Source organism: Rubrivirga litoralis, assembly GCF_031846415.1.
Lineage (GTDB): Bacteria > Bacteroidota > Rhodothermia > Rhodothermales > Rubricoccaceae > Rubrivirga > Rubrivirga litoralis.
The window spans coordinates 1-14,628 of the sequence record NZ_JAVRHT010000007.1; the positions used below are offsets into that span (position 1 = coordinate 1).

Below are 14,628 nucleotides of genomic sequence, written 5' to 3' on the forward strand. Positions count from 1 at the left end.
CGGGCGGGGCGGACGCGGGCGGGGCGGACGCGGGCGGGGTGGGGAGCCGCAAGGTAGGCCTCGACGCCGCGGCCGGCGCTAGGTTCGCGCGCCCCACCCCGCCCCGCCATGCCTTACGACGGCCCGTTCTACGACACGTACCACGGCGAGTCCGCCCGCTCGGCCGCCGCCTTCGCCGCGCGCCTCGCGGGCGAGTTGGGGCCGCGGAGCGTCCTCGACGTTGGGTGCGGCATCGGGACCTGGCTCCGGGCGTTCGGCGAGGCCGGCGCCGACACGCTCGTCGGCGTCGACGGCCCCTACGTCGACCCGGGGCAGCTCCTCGTCCCGGCGGACCGCTTCGTCGCGGCCGACCTCACGCGGCCGCTCGCGCTCCCCGACCGGCTGCCCCAGACGTTCGACCTCGCCGTGTCGATGGAGGTGGGCGAGCACCTCCCCGCCCGCGCCGCCCAGACGCTCGTCCGGTCGCTCACGGCCCGCGCGCCCGTCGTCCTGTTCTCGGCGGCCATCCCGCACCAGGGCGGCACCGACCACGTCAACGAGCAGTGGCCGAGGTACTGGACCCGCCGGTTCGCCGGCGAGGGCTACCTCACGGTCGACCGGCTGCGCCCCGCGTTCTGGGACGACGACCGCGTGGCGTACTACTACGCCCAGAACGCCTTCCTCTTCGTCCGCGAGAGCGCGCTCGGCGACCACCCCGCCCTCGCCCCGTTCGTCGTCGACCCCGACGATCCGACGCTCGACCGGGTCCACCCGCGGAAGTGGGCCGAAGCCAACGACCCGCGGCGGCGGCCGCTCCGGGGCGTGCTCGCCGCGCTCCCGCACGCGGCGCGGAACGCTATCGCCCGGCGCGTCGGTCGGCGCTAGCGCAACGTTCCGGTAGGTACAGGGTACTCGGTACGGAGTACGTGCGCGTCGAGGTCGGATCGGACCGTACCCCGTACCCCGTACCCCGTACCCACCCCGAGGGTGCCCTAGGCGGTCCCCGTCGAGCCGAACCCGCCGGCCCCGCGCGCGGTCGCGTCGAGGGCGTCGGCGCGCACGAGGCGGACGCGTTCGTAGCGGGCCACGACGAGCTGCGCAATCCGCTCGCCCCGCTCGACCCGGAACGGCTCCGGCCCATGGTTGACGAGAAGCACGCCCACTTCGCCGCGGTACGAGCTGTCGACCGTTCCCGGGCTGTTCAGGACCGTCACGCCGTGGCGGAACGCGAGCCCGGAGCGCGGGCGGACCTGGCCCTCGGTCCCCTCCGGGAGCGCGACCTGGAGCCCGGTCGGGACGAGCGCGAACGCACCCGGCGCCAGCGTGATCGGCTCGCCGTCGGGGACGGCCGCGCGGAGGTCGAGGCCCGCCGAGCCGGGCTCGGCGTGGGCGGGGAGGTCCAGGCCCTCGCCGTGAGGGAGGACGGTCACAGAAACGTCGGTCATAAAAATCTCCACCCCGCCCCGCCCAAACCGCACGGGCGGGGCGGAGGGGGCGCGGGCGGGGTGGCTAGGCGGCGACGGACGTGGACTCGGCCTTGGCCATCATCCGCTTGAACGGGCCGGCGACGAAGAAGAACACGACGCCGGCGGCGATCGCGATGGCGGCCACGAGGCCCATGAACGACGGGAGCTCCATCGTCTCGTAGAACGACGCGATAAAGCCGGCGATAAAGTTGCCGACCGACGCGCCCAGGAACCACACGCCCATCATGAGCGACGACACGCGGGCCGGGGCCAGCTTCGTCATCGCGCTCAGGCCGACCGGCGAGAGCGTGAGCTCGCCGAGCGTGTGGAGCAGGTAGGTCAGGACCAGCCACCACGGCGAGACCTGGGCGCCGCTGCCGGCCGCGATCCCGGCCCCGACCATGACCACGAACCCGAGCCCGAGGAGCACGAGGCCGATCCCGAACTTGGTCGGGCTCGCCGGGTCCTTCCCGCGCCGCCCGAGCGAGACCCAGATGGCGGCCACGACGGGCGCGATCGTGAAGATGAAGAAGGCGTTGGCCGACTGGAACCAGGCCGCCGGGATCGCTCTGAGCCCCGACGGCAGGAGCTCGAGGCCGGGGATCCACGCGAGCCAACTGGGCAGGACGCGGTCGGTCGATTCCTGCGCGAACAGGTTGAGGCTCGTCCCGGCCTGCTCGAAGGCGGCCCAGAAGATGGCGGCGCCGACGAACAGGAGGCCGATGAGGTAGAGCCGCTTCCGCTCGGCCTCCGTCCAGTAGTCGCGCGAGAACAGCCACCCGAACAGGCCGAGCACGATGGCGAGCAGGACGACCGTGTAGACCGTCGTGATGGCTTCGGCCGTCTGCGCGATCACGCCGGCCGCCATCAGGCCGCCCAGGACGGCGACGAGCACGACGACGGCCCCGAGCCCTTTCAGGAACGACCCGCGCGCCGCGCTCTTCTCAGCCACCGCCTCGGCCGTCAGCGCGCCGACGTTGCCGAGCTGCTTCCCGAACAGGACGTAGACGATCATCCCGACGGCCATCCCGACGCCGGCCGCCGCGAACCCGTAGTGCCACCCGTAGTTGACCGCGAGCGCGCCGCAGACGAGCGGGGCGGCAAACGCGCCCATGTTGATCCCCATGTAGAAGATCGTGAACCCGGCGTCGCGGCGGGCGTCCTCGGCCGGGTAGAGCTGGCCGACCATGACCGAGATGTTCGGCTTGAGCAGGCCGGTCCCGAGCACGATCAGTCCAAGCCCGGCGTAGAAGAACGCCGTCGTCGGCACGGCCATCGTGAAGTGGCCGAGGGCGATCACCGTCCCGCCGATGAGCACGCTCCGCCGCTGGCCCAGGAGCCGGTCGGCGATCCATCCGCCGGGGAGGTTGACGAGGTAAACGAGCGACGTGTAGAACCCGTAGATGAGCGCCGAGGTCGCCACGTCGTAGCCCAGCCCGCCGTCGACCGTCTGGGCCGTCATGAACAGGACGAGGAGCGCCCGCATCCCGTAGTACGAGAACCGCTCGAAGAGCTCCGTAAAGAACAGGTTCGAGAGGCCGAGCGGGTGCCCGAAAAAGCGCGTGTCGTTCGCGCCGATCGCGACCGGGGCGGCCGCCGCGCCGCCGGCGGCGGCGATCTCGTGGGCCGCGAGGTCGGTCGAGGCCTCGGCGTCGGGTCCTTTGCTCATGTTGTCGGTGGGGCGGGGTGGCGTTCCTAGGGCGTGAAGATAGAGGCGGGGCGGGGTAGGCTGCTCCCCCAGCCGCCCCGCCCGGCCGCGGCGTCACGCCCCGAGCCGGTCCGCCTCGTTCGCCACCCGCCGCCGCCCCGCTCCACCGGAGCGGCCGGTGAAGTTGGGGCGGGGCGGCGCCTCCACCCCGCCCGCGCTCGGCCGGACCACGGGCAGGGCGACCGCACTCTGCCCCACCCCGCCCGAGCGGGGTGGCGCCGGCTGGCCCCGCGCCGCCTAGCCTACTCGATGGTCCACGTCTCGCCCGACGCCAGGAGCGCGGCGAGGTCGCCCGGCCCCTTCTCGGCCGTCACCGCCGCCACCTGCTCGTTGAGGAGCGCGTCGTACGTCGGCCGGTCCTCGCGGTAGAGGACGCCGAACGGGCGCGGCAGGTCGGGGTCCCAGAACATCTGGCTCGTGACGAGGAGCGCGAGCGCCTTGTCGGTCGAGTCGTAGACGACGCAGTCGTCGGCCGTCACCGCCCCGCCCAGGTCCGCCGACCGCAGGCGGAGGCCGTCGAGCACGATCCCCTTGTCGCCGTTCGCGTACGTCATCGGCTGACCGTCCTCGACGAAGACCGTCCTGAGCGGCTTCGAGTCGCGCTCGGTAAAGTCGAAGAAGGCGCCGTCGTTGAAGATGTTGCAGTTCTGGTAGACCTCGACGAACGACGTGCCGCGGTGGGCGTGGGCCGCCTTGAGGACCGTCTGCATGTGCTTCGGGTCGCGGTCGAGCGTCCGCGCGACGAACGTGCCGTCGGCGCCGAGCGCGAGGGCGGCCGGGTTGAACGGGTGGTCGAGCGACCCGTACGGGCTCGACTTCGTGACCTTGCCCACCTCGGACGTCGGCGAGTACTGGCCCTTGGTGAGCCCGTAGATCTGGTTGTTGAACAGGAGGACTTGCAGGTCCACGTTGCGGCGGAGCATGTGCGCCGTGTGGCCAGCCCCAATGGAGAGCGCGTCGCCGTCGCCGGTGACGACCCACACGTCGAGCTCGGGCCGCGTCGACTTGAGGCCGAGCGCGACGGCCGGCGCGCGGCCGTGGATGGAGTGGAAGCCGTACGTGTCCATGTAGTACGGGAAGCGCGACGAGCACCCGATGCCCGACAGGAACACGACGTCCTCCTTGCGCTCGGCCAGCTCGGGCAGCGCCCGCTGCACGGCGGCCAGCACGGCGTAGTCGCCGCAGCCGGGGCACCACCGGACGTCCGCCCCGCTCACGAAGTCCTTCCGCGACAGCACCGGGAGCCCGAGCGCCGCGCCGTCGCCCTCGGGATCGACCACGCGCGCCGCGGGCGGGGCGGCGGGCCGCGGCGCCCCGGGCGGTCGCGCCGGCTTCCGCACGGGCGGCCCCGCAGGTTTGGCGCCGCCCCGCCCCGCCCCTGGCGGGAGCGTCGGTTTGCGGTCCGCCGGTTTGCGGCCCGCCCCGCCCTCGGTCGTGGGCGGGGTGGCGTCGTCGGGGCCGGTCTCGGGGATCGCCGGGAGGTCCGGGCCGTCGCCGGCCGAGGGCGAAGCCGGCGCCTCGACGGGGTACTCTTTGCCGGCGGGCTCGGGCGTGTCGGGCCGGGCGCCTTTCTGTCCGCGCGGCTGGGGCGGCTCGCCACCGGGGCGGGGGTCGTCAGTCATGGGTAAAGGGTGATGAGTGACGGGTGATGGGCAACTGCGTAAAGCTTCGGGCGGGGCGGTACAGGGCGAGGCGGGCGCGCGGTCGGTCCACCGCCCCGCCCGTCCCTGCAAGCGCTGCGGGCGGGGTGACAAGCACTGCGGGCGGGGTGGAGAGCCTCTTGCTCATTACCCGTCGCCCGTTACTCGTTACACCTCACCCATCGCCCGGATCGCCGCCTCGATCTCGCGGGCCTGGAACGGCAGCCCCTGCACTTTGGCGAGGCTCTGGGCGTCCACCAGAAAACGGTCGCGGAGGACGCGGACGAGCTGGCCGTTGTTGAGCTCGGGCACCAGGACGTGCTGGTAGCGGCCGAACGCCTCCTCCAGCCCAGGCGAGAGCGGATTGAGCCACCGCAGGTGGACGTGCCCCACGCGGAGGCCGTCGGCGTTCGCGCTCGCGACGGCCTTTTTGATGGCGCCGTACGTCGAGCCCCAGCCGACCACGAGGACGTCGCCGGCGCCGTCGTCGGCCGGGTCGCCCTCGACCTCGACGGGCGGGAAGTCTCGGGCGATCCGGGCCACCTTCTCCGCCCGCGTCTCGGTCATCCGCTGGTGGTTTTCGGGGTCGTAGCTGACGCCGCCCGTGCGCGCGTCCTTTTCGAGCCCGCCGATCCGGTGCTCCAGGCCCGGCGTGCCCGGCGGCGCCCAGCCGCGCGCGAGCGTGGCCTCGTCGCGGACGTAGGGGAGGAACGCGCCGTCCTCGGCGCGGGCCGCCGTGTCGGGCTCGGCGAAGGCGACGTCGATGTCGGGGAGCGCGGCGGCGTCGGGGACGAGCCACGGCTCGGACCCGTTGCCCAGGTAGCCGTCCGAGAGCAGGACGACCGGCGTCATGTAGCGGAGGGCGATGCGGGCGGCGTGGAAGGCGGCGTAGAAGCACTCGCCCGGCGTCTTCGGCGCCAGGACCGGCGTCGGCGCGTCGCCGTTGCGGCCGTAGAGGGCCATGAGGAGGTCCGACTGCTCCGTCTTCGTCGGCATCCCGGTCGACGGCCCCGCCCGCTGCACGTCGACGACCACGAGCGGGAGCTCGACCATCGTGGCCAGCCCCATGAACTCGCTCTTGAGCTCCATGCCCGGCCCCGACGTCGCCGTCACGCCCAGCGCCCCTCCGAACGAGGCGCCGACCGCGCTGCCGACCGCCGCGATCTCGTCCTCGGCCTGGACCGTCCGCACGCCGAAGCTCTTGTACTTGGCGAGCGCGTGGAGCACGTCCGACGCCGGCGTGATGGGGTACGTCCCGTAGAACAGGTCGCGGCCCGACTTCACGGACGCCGCCACGAGCCCGAGCGCGAGCGCCTCGTTGCCTGTGATGGCCCGGTAGGTCCCGGGCGGGAGGTCGGCCGGCGCCACCTCGTAGCGCGCGACGAAGCTTTCCGAGACGTCGCCGTAGTGGTAGCCCTTGTCGAGCGCGCGGAGGTTGGCGTCGCGGATCGCGGGGACCTTCGAGAACTTGGACCGGATCCACGCCCGCGCCGGCTCGACGGGCCGCGTGTAGAGCCAGAGCGCGAGCCCGAGCGCGAACATGTTCTTGGCCCGGTCGATCTCCTGCTTGCTCAGCCCGGTGTCCGCGAGCGCCTCGTGCGTGAGCCGCGTGAGCTCGACGTCGTGGCGCTCGTAGCCGTCGAGCGTGCCGTCCTCCAGCGGGTTCTGGTCGTAGCCGGCCAGCCCCAGGTCGCGGTCGCCGAACGCGTTGGCGTTCACGAGCACCGCCCCGCCCGGCCGCACGCGCGGCAGGTTCACCTTGAGCGCCGCCGGGTTCATGGCGACCAGCAGGTCGACGGCGTCGCCCGGCGTGAGGACGGGCGTGGACCCGAAGTGGAGCTGGAAGCCGGAGACGCCGTAGAGCGTCCCGGCCGGCGCGCGGATCTCGGCCGGGAAGTCGGGGAGCGTGGCGAGGTCGTTGCGCGCGTGGGCCGTCGCGAGCGTGAACTGGGACCCCGTGAGCTGCATCCCGTCGCCCGAGTCGCCGGCGAACAGGACGACCACGTCGTCGCGGCTCTCGGTCGGGCGCGTGCCCTCGGGGGGCGGGGCGGAGTCGGTGTCGGTCATGGGTCCGGTACCGCGCCGCGCCGCCCGGAGATTCACGGCGCGGGCGGGGTGGGAGGGGGGAGGGCGCCCGTGGCGCCCGTTTCGCGCCCTTTTAACGGCGCCTTGGCGGCAACGTCTTCGGGCGGGGCGGGGCGATTCGCTGCGCCCGCCCCGCTCGGGGGGAACAGGGTGGGGGCGCCGTCGGGTACCACGGTCCCCGTCAGGGGTCCCCCGCGGGTCCCGGCCCCATGCCCCACCCTTTCTGCGACCTGTTCCCCCGGCCCAAGCCGGTTGTGGCGGTCCTCCACGTGGGGCCGTCGCCGGGCGTGCCGGGGAGCCGCGGCGTCGGGGCGGCCGTCGACCGGGCGGTCGCCGAGGCCCGGCTGCTCGTGGACCTGGGCGTCGACGGGCTCCTGGTCGAGAACGCCCACGACGCGCCGGCGCTGGCGGGCGACGAGGTCGGCCCCGAAGTTGTCGCGTTCCTGACGCGCGTGGCCGCCGGCGTGCGCCGCCACGCCGGGCGGCTGCCGGTCGGCGTCCGCGTGCTCCACTCGTCGCGGGCCGCGCTGGCCGTCGCGCACGGGGCCGGCTGCCACTTCGTCCGCGTCGACGGGTGGGCCGAGGACCCAGGCGAGCCCGCCCGTTTCCACCGCTACCGCGCGCTCCTCCAGACGGACCTCCCCGCCCTCGCCGACGTCCGCCCGGACGGGCTCGACGACGTGCCCGCGCTCGTCGCCGCCGTCGAGGCCGGGCGGCCCGACGCGCTCCTCGTGCTCGGCCCCCGCGTCGGCGTGCCGCCCCGCCCGGGCGTCGTCGAGGAGGCCCGCGAGCACGCGGCGCTCCCCCTGTTCTTCGGGGGCGGGGTGGACGCCGACGCCTTCCCCGCCGTCGTCGACCTGGCCGACGGGTTCCTCGTCGGGAGCGGGCTCAAGGAGCGGGGACGCTGGCAGGGGCCGGTGTGCGAGCCCCGCGTGCGCGCGCTCGTCGGCGCCGCCGAATACGCCCGAGGCCAGGAGGTCCGCCAGTAATGTTCTCCTACGACGCCACGACCGAGGCCGTCACCGTCTCCGTCCGCCCGGCCTACCTCGACGACCAATCCGACGTGCTGGCGGGGCGGTTCGTCTTCGCCTACGTGGTCCGCATCGAGAACGGCGGGGCCGACGAGGTCCAGCTCCTCCGCCGGCGGTGGGTGATCACCGACGGGCGCGGGCACGTCCAGGAGGTCGAGGGGGCGGGCGTGGTCGGCCAGCAGCCGACGATCGCGCCCGGCGGCGACCACGAGTACCAGTCGTTCTGCGTGCTCCCGACGTTTGAGGGCACCATGCACGGGTCGTACCTCATGCAGCGCGAGAACGGCGCCCGGTTCCACGCGCAGATCCCGCGGTTCCACCTAAGGGCGCTCGCCAACTAGGCGCCGCCCCGCCCGAACGGCCCGTGGTCCAGCAAGACGTCATTCTCCGCCAGGTCCAGCAGCTCGCGCAGGCGCTCGCGCTGGCGCTGTTCCACAAGCGGGCGGAGCAGCCGGAGCAGGCCCAGGAGGCGCTCGCCGCCGGCCTGGCGGGCGCCCTGGGGCTGGAGCTGGAGGCCCTGTGCCGGCTCCCCCGCGAGGACGTGCTCGCGCGGTGTCTCCCCGACGGCGCGCGCTCCGACGAGAGCGCCCTCGCGGTGGCGGACGTGCTCCGGGAAACGGACTCCGCGGCGGGGTGGCGGCGGGCGCTGTGGCTGTACGAGGCGGTGCTCTCCTCGGGCGGGGCGGTCCCGTTCGATGTGCACGAGCGGATCGAGGCCCTGCGCGCGCGGCTCCCGTAGCGGCCGCCCCGGCGGCGCCGGGGCGGGGCGGCCCGTCACCCCGCCCCGCCCAGGACGTCGCGGGCCACGTCCTCGGGCGTCCGCCGCGGCCGCACGAGGTCGAGCGTTCCGTCGGGGCGGAGGACGACCGTGGCCGGCGGCGGGCGGAGGTTGTACGTCGACCCCATCGACGCCCCGTAGGCGCCGGCGTCGAGGACCGCGAGCAGGTCGCCGCGGCGGATCTCGGGGACCTCGCGCCCGCGCGCGAACAGGTCGCCCGACTCGCACACGTTGCCGGCCACGTCGTAGGGGCGGGGCGGTCCTCCCGGGTTCGAGAGGTTGACGAGCGCGTGGTAGGCGTCGTAGAGCGCCGGCCGCAGAAGGTGGTTGAAGCCCGAGTCGGTGCCGGCAAACACGCGCTCGCCCGTGTCCTTCAGCGTGTGCACGCGCGTGAGGAGCACGCCGGCCTCGGCGACGAGGTAGCGGCCGGGCTCGAACCACACGTCGACGTCGCCCCGCCCCGCCCGCGCCAGGCGGTCGAGGGCGGGGCGGGCGACGTGGTCGCGGAGGGCAGCCGGCTCGAAGCCGGCCTCGCCCGGCCGGTACGCCACGCCCATGCCGCCGCCGCCGTCGACGAACCGGAGGTCGGGAAAGTGCCCCACCACGCCGAGCAGCGCGTCGACGGCCGGCCACAGCTCGGCCGCCGAGCGCACGCCGCTCCCCACGTGCTGGTGCACGCCGACCACGCGGAGCCCGCGCCGCGCGGCGGCCTCGGCGACCGCCTCGGCCTGGCCCAGCGCCACGCCGAACTTGGACGCCGCCCCGCCCGTGACCACGTGCCGGTGGTGGCCGGCCCCGACGCCGGGGTTGAACCGGACGCACACCTCGGCGCCCGGGTGGCGGTCGCCGAACGCGGCCACGCGCTCGGCGTCGTCGAGGTTGGGGAGCACGCCGGCCTCGGCGGCCGCGTCGAGCTCGGCGTCGGTCGTGCTCGTGGTCGTGAACAGGATGCGGGAGGCGTCCACGCCGAGCGCCCGGAGCAGGGCCACCTCGCCCAGCGACACGGCGTCGAACCCGAACCCCTCGTCGGCGATCACGCGCAGGAGCGCGGGCGTCGGGTTGGCCTTGAGCGCGTACAGGAGCCGCGTGGGGAGCCCGTCGAGCGCGTCGCGGAGCGCCCGGCACCGCTCGTGGACGGTCGCCTCGGCGTAGACGTAGGTCGGCGTCCCGAACCGCTCGGCGGCCTCGCGGAGGGCGTCGGCGTGGGCCGCGGGCTTGGGGGGCGGGGTGGCGTCCATGCGGGCAGACCCGGCGGGCGGGGCGGGAGAAGAGCCGCCCCGCCCCAGTGTACGCCGCCGGCTACCCCGCCTGGACGTGGATGAGCGTTCCGTCGTTGGCCGTCAGCAGGATCTCGCGGCCGTCGTCGCTCTGCCCGTACGACGCGATCGCGTCGGGGAACACCTCGGGCGGGGTCCCCATGTGGAACAGGGCGTCGGCGACGACGCCCCAGTCCTCGGGCGTCAGCGCGACGACGGCCTCGCCGCCTTCGGTGACGTAGGGGTAGTAGGCGAGGACCTTGTTGAGGTGGTTGATCGCCTGCTTGACGTGGAGGCCAGGATCCATGAGTATGCGGAATGACGAGCGATGAGCCGAAGGCCGGAGGCGCCAACGGCGAAGGGGGAATGGCCGGGCGGGGCGGAAAGGTCCCGGCCGTCGGGGCGGGGTGGACAACTCCTGAACAACTCGCCGCACTCCCGGTGGCGCCGTCGGGGCGGGGTGGCCATCTTCCCGTACCCCGTACCCCGTACCCCGTACCCGATGCCCGCCGCCCCGCCCGCCGCCGCCCCGCCCCCGTCGACCGACGCGACCACGACGGCCGCCGAGGAGGCGTACCTCGGCGTGGTCCGCCGCGTGCTGGAGCGGGGCGTGCGTAAGGCGAACCGGACGGGGACCGACACGCTCTCGCTCTTCGCCGAGCACTACAGCGTGGACCTGGCCGAGGGCTACCCGCTGCTCACGACGAAGAAGGTCTTTTTCGACTCCATGCTCCGCGAGGTCCTGTGGTACCTCTCCGGCGCCGAGCACGTCCGCGAGCTGCAGCGGCACACGAAGATCTGGGACGCCTGGGCCGACGACGCCGGCGACCTCCAGACGGCCTACGGCCGGTTCTGGCGCCGCTTCCCAGTCCCCGACGCGGGCGCTACCGTGGGCGGGGAGGTCTGGGCCGACGCCGAGCACCCGAACGTCCGCCGCGAGTCGGGCGGGGCGCTCGCGTTCGACCAGCTGGGCTACGTCGTCGACACGCTGCGCACGGACCCCATGAGCCGGCGGCTCGTGGTGAGCGCGTGGCACCCGGCGAACGCGGCCGTCAGCCGGCTCCCGCCGTGCCACTACACGTTCTGCTTCAACGTCGAGCCGGTCGAGGGCGGGGCGGACCGGCTCCACTGCCACCTCACGCAGCGGAGCGCGGACCTCGCGCTGGGCGTCCCGTTCAACCTCGCCTGCTACGCGCTGCTCACGCAGGCGCTGGCCCAGATCGTCGGCATGGCGCCGGGCCGCTTCGCCCACACGCTCGTCGACGCCCACGTCTACGTCGACCACGTCGAGGGCCTGGAGGAGCAGCTGTCGCGCACGCCCCGCCCCGCCCCGCGCCTTTCCATCGCCCGCCACGCCGACGGCTCCCCCAAGGGCCTGGACGACCTCGCCTTCGAGGACTTCTCGGTCGAGGGCTACCGCCCCGCCCCCGCCATCCGCTTCCCGGTCGCGGTGTAGGGCGCGCTGCGCGCAGGAAATACGGACAGGGACGGGCCGAGGGCGGAGCGGCCTGTGGCGCGAGCGGGGCGGGGCGGTCATCTTGCCCGTACCCCGTACCCCGTACCCCGTACCCCGCCCATGTCCGAACTCGTCGTCATCGCCGCCGTCGCCGAGGCGCCCGGCTCCCCGTCCGACCGGCTCATCGGCGACGGGATGGACCTGCCGTGGCACCTGCCGGCCGACCTCCGCCGGTTCAAGGCGCTCACCGTCGGCTCGCCGCTCGTGATGGGGCGGCGGACGTTCGAGAGCCTGCTGCACCAGTTTGGCCGCCCGCTCCCCGACCGCGAGAACGTGGTCCTCACGCGGCACCCGACCCAGGTCGACCACCCGGGCATCCACGTCTACGGCGGGCTCGACCTGGCGCTCGACGCCTTCGCCGACCGCGAGCGCGTGTTCGTCGGGGGCGGGGCGTCGGTCTACGGCGAGGTTCTGGGCGAGGGCGGCGGCCCGGTCCTCGCCGACCGCCTCGAGCTCACGCTCGTCGAGGGCGCCTTCGAGGGCGACACGTTTTTCCCGCCCTACCGGCACCTCCTGGAGGCCGAGGGCGGCCCGTTCCGGCTCGACGCCTCGGAGCGGCACGCGGCCGAGGGCGACCGCCCCGCGTTCCGGTTCGAGACCTACGTCCGCGCCTGACCACCCCGCCCGTGCAGCCCCGAGGGCGGGGCGGCTCAGGCCCGGACTCTGTGCGGAAGCGGGGGCGGGGCGGGCCGTGCGTTCCCTGAAGCGCGCGTGGGGGCCGAACCCGCCGCGCCGCCGCGCCGTCGGACGCGTCCCCTTCCACCCCGCCCCCTCACCCCCATGGCCGACACGCCGAACCAGTACGCGATCCAGGACCCGCTCACGCAGTACCCCCGCCCGCCCTTCCCCCGCCAGCCGCAGGAGGCGCCGGGGTCGATCGCGGACATGGACCCCCGCCCCGACCACGGCGAGGAGAGCTACCGCGGGTTCGGGCGCATGGAGGGCCGCAAGGCGCTCATCACCGGCGGCGACTCCGGCATCGGCCGGGCGGCGGCGATCGCCTACGCCCGCGAGGGCGCGGCCGTCGCCATCAACTACCTGTCGGAGGAGCAGGCGCCCGACGTCCGCTCGCTCGTGGACCTGATCGAGGGCGAGGGCGGCACGATCGTCACGCTCCCCGGCGACCTCACGGACGAGGCGTTCTGCAAAAAGCTGATCCACGACGCCCACGAGGCGCTGGGTGGGCTCGACGTGCTCGTCAACAACGCGGGCAAGCAGACGTCGCAGCCGTCGATCGCGGACATCACGACCGAGCAGTTCGACCGGACGTTCAAGACGAACGTCTACGCCATGTTCTGGCTGTCGAAGGAGGCCATCCCGCTGCTCCCGGCCGGCGCGTCGATCATCAACACGACCTCGATCCAGGGGTTCAAGCCGTCCGACAACCTGCTCGACTACGCCTCGACCAAGTGGGCCATCATCGGGTTCACGAAGTCGCTCGCCAAGCAGCTCGCCGAAAAGGGCATCCGCGTCAACGCGGTCGCGCCCGGCCCGTTCTGGACGCCGCTCCAGCCGTCGGGCGGCCAGCCGCAGGACAAGGTCGAGCAGTTCGGGTCCGAGGTCCCGCTCGGGCGCCCGGGACAGCCGGCCGAGATCGCGCCGACCTACGTGTTCCTCGCCACCCAGGAGGCCGGCTACATCACGGGCGAGGTGTTCGGCGTGACCGGCGGCAACCCGACGACCTAGAGCAAGGGGGTACGGGTACTCGGTACGAGGTACGGGCGCCCAGCTCAGAGTGAGCCATACCTCGTACCCCGTATCCACCCGAAGGATGATCTAGGCGCGCTTCGGGGCGGACGCTGAACGGGCGGGGTGGGCCGCCCCGCCCGATGCTCCCCGCCCACGGCTGAGGGCGGGGCGGTCGGCGTACACTGCCCGCCCGCTCCCCGTCGCCGATGCCGACCGCGTCGCCCCCCTGGCTCCGCGCCGCCGTGCTCCTGACCGCCGCCCTCGCCGGTGCTGCGTGCGCCGACGCGCCCCGCCCCGCCCCCTCCGCCCCGCCCGCGCGCCCGAGCGCGGCCATTCGGCTCCCCGACGCGGCCGTCCGCCGGCTCGTCGCCGAGGACCCGCTGTGGGCCGACGCCCTCCGCATCCACTACGACGCCGTCGTGGTCGACGGCCACGTCGACACGCCGTCGCTCATGGTCGACGAGGGGTACGCGTTCGGCGAGCGCCACGCGCCCGAGGCTGGGCGCGCGCACGTCGACCTGCCGCGGATGGTCGAGGGCGGGCTGGACGCCGCGTTCTTCGCGCTCTACGTCAGCCGCACCTTCGGCGAGGGGCCGGAGGCGACGGCGCGAGCGCTCCTCCAGGCCGACGAGATCGAGCGCCAGGTGGCGGCTCTCGACGGCGCCGAGGTCGCGCGCACGGCCGCCGACGTCCGCCGCCTCGCGCGGGCGGGGCGGACGGCCGTTCTGCTCGGGCTCGAAGGCGGCCACGCGCTCCAGGCGAGCCCCGAGGTGCTGCAGGCGCTAGTCGGGCGGGGCGTCCGCTACGTCACGCTCACGCACACGAACACGAACGCCTGGGCCGACGCCTCGACCGACTCGGCGCGGTGGGGCGGGCTGAACGAGACCGGGCGGGCGCTCGTCCGCGAGATGAACCGGCTGGGCGTGCTCGTCGACCTCTCGCACGTGAGCGACGAGGCGTTCTACGACGCCCTGGAGACCACGGAGGCGCCGGTCATTCTCAGCCACTCGTCCGCGCGGGCGCTCCACGACCACGTCCGCAACGTGACCGACGACATGCTCCGGGCCGTCGCGGACAACGGCGGCGTGGTCCTCGTCAACTTCTACCCGGAGTACGTGGGGAGCGGCCGCGTCACGACCGGCCACGTCCTCGACCACATCGAGCACATCGCCCGCGTGGCCGGCGTCGACCACGTCGGGCTGGGGAGCGACTTCGACGGCGTCCCGACGCTGCCCGAGGGGTTGGAGGACGTGACGCGGCTGCCCTGGGTCACGTACGGCCTCCTCCGGCGCGGCTTCTCCGAGGCCGACGTCCGCAAGATCCTGGGCGAGAACGCGCTCCGCGTGCTGGAGGCGGCGGAGCGGGTGGCCGAGCAGTAGGACGCCCCGCCTTTGTACCGGTTCTGAAGGGTTGTGCGCCACCCCGCCCTCACTCTGTCCCTCTCCCAGAAGGAGAGGGGACCTCGTAGTGACACTGAGAG

General features: G+C 74.1%; 14 protein-coding genes. 8 read left to right on the forward strand and 6 right to left on the reverse strand.

Translation table 11 applies throughout. From position 1 onward, the window contains the following. Nucleotides 1-108: 108 nt before the first annotated feature. A complete protein-coding gene (locus RM540_RS04365) occupies nucleotides 109-864 on the forward strand; it encodes a class I SAM-dependent methyltransferase (RefSeq protein WP_311662313.1) in 756 nt (251 codons plus the stop codon). A 107-nt stretch (nucleotides 865-971) separates the two neighbouring features. On the opposite strand, the gene dut is transcribed toward RM540_RS04365, so the two are convergent. The 4 genes from dut to RM540_RS04385 form a co-directional block, all read right to left on the reverse strand. Beyond that, nucleotides 972-1,424, reverse strand: coding sequence for a dUTP diphosphatase (dut, locus tag RM540_RS04370; RefSeq protein WP_349256295.1), 453 nt, complete (start codon nucleotides 1,422-1,424; stop codon nucleotides 972-974). 64 nt (nucleotides 1,425-1,488) lie between these two features. Then, entirely contained in the window at nucleotides 1,489-3,114 is a 1,626-nt protein-coding gene (locus RM540_RS04375; protein ID WP_311662315.1) for a peptide MFS transporter, read from the reverse strand. Between the two features lie 281 nt (nucleotides 3,115-3,395). Next, complete coding sequence (locus RM540_RS04380; protein ID WP_349256296.1) at nucleotides 3,396-4,433, reverse strand: 2-oxoacid:ferredoxin oxidoreductase subunit beta; 1,038 nt, start codon at nucleotides 4,431-4,433, stop codon at nucleotides 3,396-3,398. Between the two features lie 528 nt (nucleotides 4,434-4,961). Further along, entirely contained in the window at nucleotides 4,962-6,860 is a 1,899-nt protein-coding gene (locus RM540_RS04385) for a 2-oxoacid:acceptor oxidoreductase subunit alpha (protein ID WP_311662317.1), read from the reverse strand. Nucleotides 6,861-7,087: 227 nt separating this feature from the next. On the opposite strand from RM540_RS04385, the gene RM540_RS04390 reads away from it, so the two are divergent. Genes RM540_RS04390 through RM540_RS04400 form a run of 3 tightly spaced genes read left to right on the forward strand, consistent with a single transcriptional unit; the run spans nucleotide 7,088 to nucleotide 8,648 of the window. After that, the gene (locus RM540_RS04390; RefSeq protein ID WP_311662318.1) at nucleotides 7,088-7,867 is read left to right on the forward strand and encodes a BtpA/SgcQ family protein; all 780 of its coding nucleotides are present in this window, start codon (nucleotides 7,088-7,090) and stop codon (nucleotides 7,865-7,867) included. Then, nucleotides 7,867-8,250 (forward strand): Co2+/Mg2+ efflux protein ApaG, encoded by a 384-nt coding sequence (gene apaG, locus RM540_RS04395; protein ID WP_311662319.1) that lies wholly within the window; start codon nucleotides 7,867-7,869, stop codon nucleotides 8,248-8,250. The genes RM540_RS04390 and apaG overlap by 1 nt, the downstream gene beginning before the upstream one ends. 23 nt (nucleotides 8,251-8,273) lie before the next feature. Next, nucleotides 8,274-8,648, forward strand: a complete 375-nt coding sequence (locus RM540_RS04400) for a hypothetical protein (RefSeq protein WP_311662320.1) — start codon at nucleotides 8,274-8,276, stop codon at nucleotides 8,646-8,648. Nucleotides 8,649-8,683: 35 nt separating this feature from the next. Here RM540_RS04400 and lysA read toward each other — a convergent pair whose 3' ends face one another. Both lysA and RM540_RS04410 read right to left on the reverse strand, forming a co-directional pair. Continuing rightward, entirely contained in the window at nucleotides 8,684-9,925 is a 1,242-nt protein-coding gene (lysA, locus tag RM540_RS04405) for a diaminopimelate decarboxylase (RefSeq protein ID WP_311662321.1), read from the reverse strand. A 61-nt stretch (nucleotides 9,926-9,986) separates the two neighbouring features. Then, entirely contained in the window at nucleotides 9,987-10,250 is a 264-nt protein-coding gene (locus RM540_RS04410; protein ID WP_311662322.1) for a hypothetical protein, read from the reverse strand. A 195-nt stretch (nucleotides 10,251-10,445) separates the two neighbouring features. Here RM540_RS04410 and thyA point away from each other — a divergent pair, with 195 nt between their 5' ends. The 4 genes from thyA (at nucleotide 10,446) to RM540_RS04430 (ending at nucleotide 14,527) form a co-directional block, all read left to right on the forward strand. Continuing rightward, entirely contained in the window at nucleotides 10,446-11,399 is a 954-nt protein-coding gene (thyA, locus tag RM540_RS04415) for a thymidylate synthase (RefSeq protein WP_311662323.1), read from the forward strand. A 120-nt stretch (nucleotides 11,400-11,519) separates the two neighbouring features. Further along, complete coding sequence (locus RM540_RS04420; protein ID WP_311662324.1) at nucleotides 11,520-12,074, forward strand: dihydrofolate reductase; 555 nt, start codon at nucleotides 11,520-11,522, stop codon at nucleotides 12,072-12,074. Between the two features lie 165 nt (nucleotides 12,075-12,239). Continuing rightward, nucleotides 12,240-13,145, forward strand: a complete 906-nt coding sequence (locus RM540_RS04425) for an SDR family oxidoreductase (protein WP_311662325.1) — start codon at nucleotides 12,240-12,242, stop codon at nucleotides 13,143-13,145. A gap of 209 nt (nucleotides 13,146-13,354) precedes the next feature. After that, nucleotides 13,355-14,527 (forward strand): dipeptidase, encoded by a 1,173-nt coding sequence (locus tag RM540_RS04430; RefSeq protein WP_311662326.1) that lies wholly within the window; start codon nucleotides 13,355-13,357, stop codon nucleotides 14,525-14,527. Nucleotides 14,528-14,628: the final 101 nt, after the last annotated feature.